This is a genomic window from Streptomyces sp. NPDC059080, assembly GCF_042739975.1.
In the GTDB taxonomy this organism is placed as follows: domain Bacteria; phylum Actinomycetota; class Actinomycetes; order Streptomycetales; family Streptomycetaceae; genus Streptomyces; species Streptomyces benahoarensis.
The window spans coordinates 163,976-170,393 of sequence record NZ_JBHYGX010000012.1 but is presented as its reverse complement, the minus strand read 5'-3'; the positions used below and the strand labels follow the sequence as shown (position 1 = coordinate 170,393).

The window sequence follows — 6,418 nt, the reverse complement described above, 5'->3', positions numbered from 1 at the left end:
ACCGTTCCCGAGGGCAACCTCACCGTCACCCCGTTCAGCGAGGTCCGCGCCGAACTCGTCCCGACGAACGTCACCGGCCGGTTCCGTGGCCGTCCCAGGCTCGCCATCGACAACCTCGGCAACGTCAAGCTCACCGCGTCCGTCAGCGGCCACGACAACAGCGATCAGTTGTCGTACGACATCAACCCGGCGAATGTGCAGGTCGAGCCGGGTCGCGCGGCGTTCTTGAAGACCACCCTCAAGCCGCGGCAGATCATCTGGGCGGGTGCCAAGCAGTCCCGGCCCTACACGCTGTCGGTGCAGCGCTCCGGCGCCGAACCGCTGCCGGTGCGCGGTACGTACGTCCAGCCGGGGCTGTTGCCGCGCTGGCTCGGGGTGCTGCTCAGCCTGCTGCTGGGACTCGCCATCGCGTTCGTGATGATCTGGCTGACCTACAAGCCGGACGTGGCCACCAAGGCGACGGACAAGACGCCCGACCAGACCGCGCACACCATCCAGCCGTCGGCGTCTGCCCAGCCGACGCCGCAGCAGCCCACGGAGGAGCCGAAGAAGACTCCGGGTGGCGGAGGGGACGGCGATGGAACACCGCAGAAAGTGCCTCCTGCCGAAACGCCATCCGGGCGCAACACGCCTGAGGGCCAGTCGCACACCAGCCTGCCCACCCATGCCGCCAAGTGCGAGGTCCGCTCCAAGGTCCTGTACTGCACAGGCAACAAGCCAGGGATCAAACTGTACCGCCAACGCAACTACAGTTCCGATGTTGTCTACACATTCCCCGCCGGTACCTCCAGCCGGTATTCATGCTGGGGGCATGGCCGCTCTCACTCGGGAGGCAACGACATCTGGTACTGGACGCACTTCGAGGACGAGGATTATTGGGGCAATGTTCCGGCGGTGGACGTGAGCACGAATCAGGACCCCGCCCCCGGCCTGCCTCAGTGCTAGCTAGAAACCGCCCGAGGACGGCGGGCCCTTGTGTGTGACGGTGCCGGTCCGGCCATGCCACCGGACCGGCACCGCGCTCACCAGCCGGTGTCGTCGAGCACCAGCCGTCCGCCCTTGCGGTACTCGCGGCGGGCGCCGGTGAGCAGATCGGCGTCGGTGACCGGCCCGCCGCGCCCGGCGGCGGCGTACGCGGCGGTGACCACCGCGCTGCGGATCGAACCGCCGGACAGTTCGAACTCCCGGGCGCACGGCCCCGGATCGATGCCCTCCACGCACGGTACGTGCGCCAGGCTGTGCCGCCACAGCGCCAGCCGCTGCCCGGCATCGGGGAACGGGAAGTCGACGACCAGGTCAAGACGCCGGGTGAACGCGTCGTCGATGTTGGCCCGCAGATTGGTGGTCAGCACCGCGATGCCGTCGAACGCCTCCAGCCGCTGCAGCAGATAGGCGCTCTCCATGTTGGCGTACCGGTCGTGCGCGTCCTTCACCTCGGACCGTTTGCCGAAGACGGCGTCGGCCTCGTCGAAGAGCAGCACCGCGTCGGTGCGGTCCGCCGCGGTGAAGATCCGCTCCAGGTTCTTCTCGGTCTCGCCGACGAACTTGTCGACGACGGAGGAGAGTTGGACGACGTAGAGGTCGAGGCCGAGGTCGGCGGCGACCACCTCCGCCGACAGCGTCTTGCCGGTGCCGGAGTCCCCGGCGAACAGCGCCAGCACGCCCCGGCCCCGGCCGCCGCCGGCGCTGAGCCGCCAGTCGCCGAGGACCCGGTCGCGGTGGCGGGCACGCAGCGCCAGCTCCCGCAGCTGTCCGAGCGGCCCGTCCGGCAGCACCAGATCACCCCAGTCGACGTCCGGGCGGATCCGCCGGGCGTGCCGCTCCAGACCGGACGCCGACTGCTGCCGGGCGGCGTGCCGCAGGTGCGCGGAGGTCAGCGCGGTGCCCTCCAGGGCCGCCAGGGCCCGCGCGGAGCGGGCGGCCCGCCGGATCCGGTCCCCGTCGAGGCGGTACGGGGCGACCGTCGCCGCCAGGTCGAGGCCGGGCGTCGCGGCGTCCGCGCCGAGCGCCGCCTCCCAGGTGGCGACCGCGCCCGCCCGGGTCCGCGGCGCCTCCAGCACCAGCGGATCGCGGGCGCACCACAGCGGGTCGTACGGCCGCGTCCCGCACAGCAGCACCGGCACGTCCTCCGCCGCCACCTCCCGTATCAGCGGGCCCGGTTCGTCCGGCAGCGGGGCGACGATCACCGCGCAGTCGCGCAGCCGGGCCTCGCGCAGCAGGGCCGCCACCGGGCCCCGGTCCTCCGGCGCCGCGCCGTGCTCGGACGGCTGCTGTCCGCGCGGCGCGGCGGGCGGTGTGTAGTGCAGCGCCGCACGGCCCGCGGCGCGCAGCGCGGCCGCGGCGCGGGACAGCCCGTCGCCGTCGCGGTGTTCGCGCAGATGGACGGTGGCCGGGCCCGCCGCGAGCAGCGCACCGAGCCGGTCGGCCGGATCCGCCGGCTCGTCCGCCGGGGTGCCGGGCAGCTCCGTGACGTACCCGGCGAGCGCGGCGTCCGGGGTGTCGTCGCCCAGCAGATGAGCGGCGACGCGGTCCGGGACGCGCAGCGCCCGGCCGAGGAACGGGCGGTCGGCCTCCTCGATGTGCAGCAGGCCGTACGCGGACAGCGGCGCCGACGGATGGAAACGGGCCCGCGCCGCGGCGCCCGCACCGTCCGTGGCGAGCAGCCCGCACAGGTCGAGGGCGAGCCCCGTGGTGGCGCGGCGCCGGCTGACGTCGTCGTTGAGGTAGCCGTACAGCGCCTCGAAACCGCGGTCCAGGTCGGGGGCGAGGGCGATGAGCAGGACGGTGGTGTCCAGCGGGGTCAGCCCCAGCCGCCGGGCGAGCAGGCCCAGCCGGTCGCCGGGCTCCGCGGCGCCGTCCGCCGGCTCCGGCTCCGCCCACCCCTCGGGCGGCGGGCCCCCGGCCTCGGCCCCGCCGCGCAGCCGGTGGCGTACGGCGTCGTCGGAGAGGTACAGGCCGCGCAGCGGATCGTCGGCCGTCGGGTCGTCCGCGCCACGCCGGGCGACCAGCGCGGCGACCCGCTCCCGCAGCGCCGCCAGCCGGTCGGCCAGCGGCTGGGCCGGGTCGGCGGTGGGGCCGGGCGCCTCACCGCTCACCGGGCGCCTCCGCGGTGTCGGCGGCGGACGCGGGCCGTGCCACATCCTTGAGGTGGCGTTCCTGGTGCGCGCGGGGCTCGTCCGCGAGGGGGCCGTCCAGCTCCCGGGCGGAGACCACCGCACCCTCGGTGACCGGCGGGCCCGCGTCGTACTCGGGGAAGCCCGGGAACGGCACGGTCAGCATCAGGTCGACGGAGGGCTTGAGTTCACCGCCGAGCGCGGAGAACAGTTCGGCGCGCGAGCGGGCGTCGCCCGGCGTCGCGCCGACGACGAGCGGCACGCTCAGCCCGAGCGCCCCCAGCGACCCCGGCAGCTGCGCGGGCGTCAGCAGCTCGTGGGGGAGCAACGAGGCGAGGGCCGCGGAGAGCAGCCGGTGTTCGTCCTGCGGCCGCTTCGTCCAGGCGGTGACCAGGTACGACAGCCGGAACCAGCGCGGCGGGCGGCGCCGGCGCACCACGGCGCCCCGCTCGTCGCGTACCGGCATGGTGCCGCCCTCACGCCGTGCGGTGTCCTCACGGATGTCGTACAGATAGGCGTTGAGGGTGGGGGAGTTGCGCCGGGACGCCCAGGTGCGGGTCGGCGCGTCGAAGGCGATCTCGATGCCGGTGCCGGCGAGCACCCCGCCGGTCAGCAGCCCTTCGATGACCTCGTCCACTTCGTGGATCATTCAGTGTCGCTCCAGTCGGCCGCGTACGGCCCTCACGAGATGTAGCCCTCGCGCAGCGCATAGGCCACGGCGTGCGCGCGGTTGCGCAGGTTCAGACGGGTTGTCAGTCCCTGCATGATGTTCTTGACGGTGCGTTCGGAGTACGCCAGCTTCCGGGCGATCTCATTGGTGTCCATGCCCTCCGCGACCAGCCGCAGCGCGTCGACCTCGCGTTGGGAGAGCCCCGAGGGGCGGGCACCGGGGACACCGAGCGTGCCCGGGCGCAGCGAACCGACCTGGCTGAGCAGCCGTCCGAGCAGATCGGCGGGGAGGTCGCCGTCGCCCCGGGAGGCGGCGACGACCGCCTGGAGGAGGCGGTTGCCGGTGGCCTCGCGGCGCCAGACGATGGCGCCGACCCCGCATTCGATGATGTCCAGCAGCTCCGCCTCGCGGATCAGGCTCACGACGAGAACGGCGTGCATACCGTCGCTGCGCACCAGCCGCCGCAGCCAGCCGAGCATGGTCTCGTCGAGGGACTCGGTGAGCAGCACCGCGACGCCGCCCGATTGCTGGGCGGTCGCCTCGTCGACGAGGTCGATCACGGCATGGCCACGCAGCTGACTGATGGTCCCTTCCCGGGAGATGGGATCCGGCGCGTGCACCACGACAGGAATGCGCTCTGCGGGTTCCTCCACGGCCGTCCTGAATGACCCGCGCAATTGTCGTCCCCCCTACCGATCGCCGCGTCGGCACGGAGATATTTCCGCAGCGGTCGATCCGCGTCCTCGCGATGATGTCACTTGATATGCAATCAGATGACGGTGGCAGAGGGGAGGGGTGCGCACACGATCCCGCTGTAACGGGATTGTTGAAGAAAAAGTGGGAGATAGGTTGAACCGATATTATTTTTGCAGGTCAGGGTGGTGTTGGAGGGTTTCGAAGCCGTTGCTCACTGGATGGGAATCGGCCATCTGGCGAATTGTGTGCGTGATGCCCGAGAGTTTGCAGTGAGGGGTGTGACCCTCGTTCCGGTTCCGGGGGGGGAAGTGTAATTACCGAATAAAGATGGTCGCGATCGCGGGGATCCGGTTGGCGGGACTCTTTGCCAGGGCTTGATCAAGTTCCGTTGAGGTCGCGCTTGTGGGCGATGCCCAGGATGAGGAGGGCTCGTTCTCGTTGGTCGCGGATGGCGCGGGTGGTCTTGGCGATGTTGGTCGCTCCGAGGGTCTTGAGGCAGCCGACAGCGAGGTTGCGGAAGGTGGCCATCACGCGGGGTGCGTTGCCGGCGTGGACGGTCGAGGTGTCCTCGGCGAAGGTGCGGTCGCGGATGTGGTGCTGGGCCTCCAGGATCCAGTGTCCGCGCAGGTGGGTGGAGAGGTCGGCGGGTTTCGTCTCGTGGGTGTCGAGGCTGGTGACCGCGTAGACCGTCTCGCGGGTCTCCTTCGCGTCGGAGGCTTTGCGGCGGCGGTGGACGCGGATGGCGAGCTTGCCGTGGGGGAAGGCGATGCCGCCGAGGTTGTCGGCGATGGCCAGGGTCTTGATCGAGCGGGACTCACGGCGGCCGTGTCCCTTGTCTGATGTGGTGTGCTGGACCTTCACCGCGTTCCAGTCGATTCTGCCCAAATAGCCTGGTACAACTCCTGCCGGGTTCCGTCAACGCCTCAGCCAGCCACCCACATACTCCCTGCGCCGTGCCGGCGCACGCCTGCACGGCGCGGGCCCGAACCGACCGGACGTCGATGGAGGACGGGCGCAGGATGCCTGGCCGGGCGGGCGGCCTTGGAGCCGCCCGGCGTCAGCAGCACGCCGCCGCAGTCGTCGCCGGCGCCAGCGACAAGGTAGGGCCATCGGGCCGGACGGCCCGCCGTGCGTCGGCGACAAGCTGCACGTCACGGTGAAGCGCCGCTTCGCGGGCCATCAGAGTGACCACCTCTGAACACCGCGGTGAACAAGGGCGACGAGCCTGCCGGGTCACCTCTAACCCGCGGTCAAGCTCAACGGCGAGGCCGCCACACTGCCGCTGTCGAAGAAGGCGGACGGCGGCGATGTCCGCACCGTGCGGGTTGCGCCACGAAATCAAGATTGCTGATGCTGGCTCGGAGTGAAAGTACGCCAAGGGCACTGCTACCGGAAAGTACAGCGGCAACAAGTGGCCTGACGACCTCGTGGTTCGTTGAATGGACGGCGAAGTGACGAAGTTACCGACGTCGACGGCTCCGGCATTCACGGAGAACAGCAGCTCCTTGCCCCCAACAGTCCCTGGAAGAACTACGCCACAACCATTGCGGGTGGCGACTTCGACGGCTCTGTCAACTCCGACTTCGACCTGCTCGTCCGCTGGTCGGGCGGCGAACTCACGATATATGAAGACCTCGGTGCCAATGGGCTGAAGAAGGAAAACCAGTTGAAGGCCCCGAATAGCCTTTGGATGCATCCAGACGTGATCATCCCCGGGGAATTCGATGGAAATCTGGGGGAGGACGACATCTTCGTCCGCTGGTCCGACGGCGAAGTGTCTATCTATGGCAACACTCAAGCCGATGCCCTGGGTCGCGAGTACCAGCTCGTTCCCCCCTCGACCTGATGCGTTACGACACCGCAATACAGACGACCAGATACCGCTGGTGACCGGCGCCTGGGCGACCCGCCCGGGCGCCGGAGGGTACATATACGATGA

Annotated in this window: 5 protein-coding genes and 1 pseudogene; 2 read left to right on the top strand and 4 right to left on the bottom strand. The window is 70.5% G+C overall.

Translation table 11 applies throughout. The annotated features are described in order from the left end of the window. A pseudogene (locus ACFWWQ_RS13265) lies at positions 1-945 on the top strand (hypothetical protein); the annotation flags it as partial. A gap of 77 nt (positions 946-1,022) precedes the next feature. Here the strand turns inward: ACFWWQ_RS13265 and ACFWWQ_RS13260 are convergent. The 4 genes from ACFWWQ_RS13260 to ACFWWQ_RS13245 all read right to left on the bottom strand — a co-directional run bounded on the left by ACFWWQ_RS13260 (position 1,023) and on the right by ACFWWQ_RS13245 (position 5,364). Beyond that, positions 1,023-3,140: an ATP-binding protein gene (locus ACFWWQ_RS13260; protein WP_384594829.1), complete on the bottom strand. Its 2,118-nt coding sequence runs from the start codon at positions 3,138-3,140 to the stop codon at positions 1,023-1,025. Next, positions 3,085-3,762, bottom strand: a complete 678-nt coding sequence (locus ACFWWQ_RS13255; RefSeq protein ID WP_384594826.1) for a DUF4255 domain-containing protein — start codon at positions 3,760-3,762, stop codon at positions 3,085-3,087. Before ACFWWQ_RS13255 ends, ACFWWQ_RS13260 begins: the two co-directional genes overlap by 56 nt. Positions 3,763-3,794: 32 nt before the next feature. Then, entirely contained in the window at positions 3,795-4,460 is a 666-nt protein-coding gene (locus ACFWWQ_RS13250) for a response regulator transcription factor (protein WP_384594823.1), read from the bottom strand. A gap of 397 nt (positions 4,461-4,857) precedes the next feature. After that, on the bottom strand, positions 4,858-5,364 hold the full coding sequence (locus ACFWWQ_RS13245; protein ID WP_384594820.1) for a hypothetical protein: 507 nt from the start codon (positions 5,362-5,364) through the stop codon (positions 4,858-4,860). Positions 5,365-5,914: 550 nt separating this feature from the next. Between ACFWWQ_RS13245 and ACFWWQ_RS13240 the strand changes: the two genes are divergently transcribed. Continuing rightward, positions 5,915-6,325 carry a hypothetical protein gene (locus ACFWWQ_RS13240; protein ID WP_384594817.1) on the top strand — a complete coding sequence of 137 codons (411 nt, stop codon included), beginning with the start codon at positions 5,915-5,917 and terminating at the stop codon, positions 6,323-6,325. Positions 6,326-6,418 lie beyond the last annotated feature (93 nt).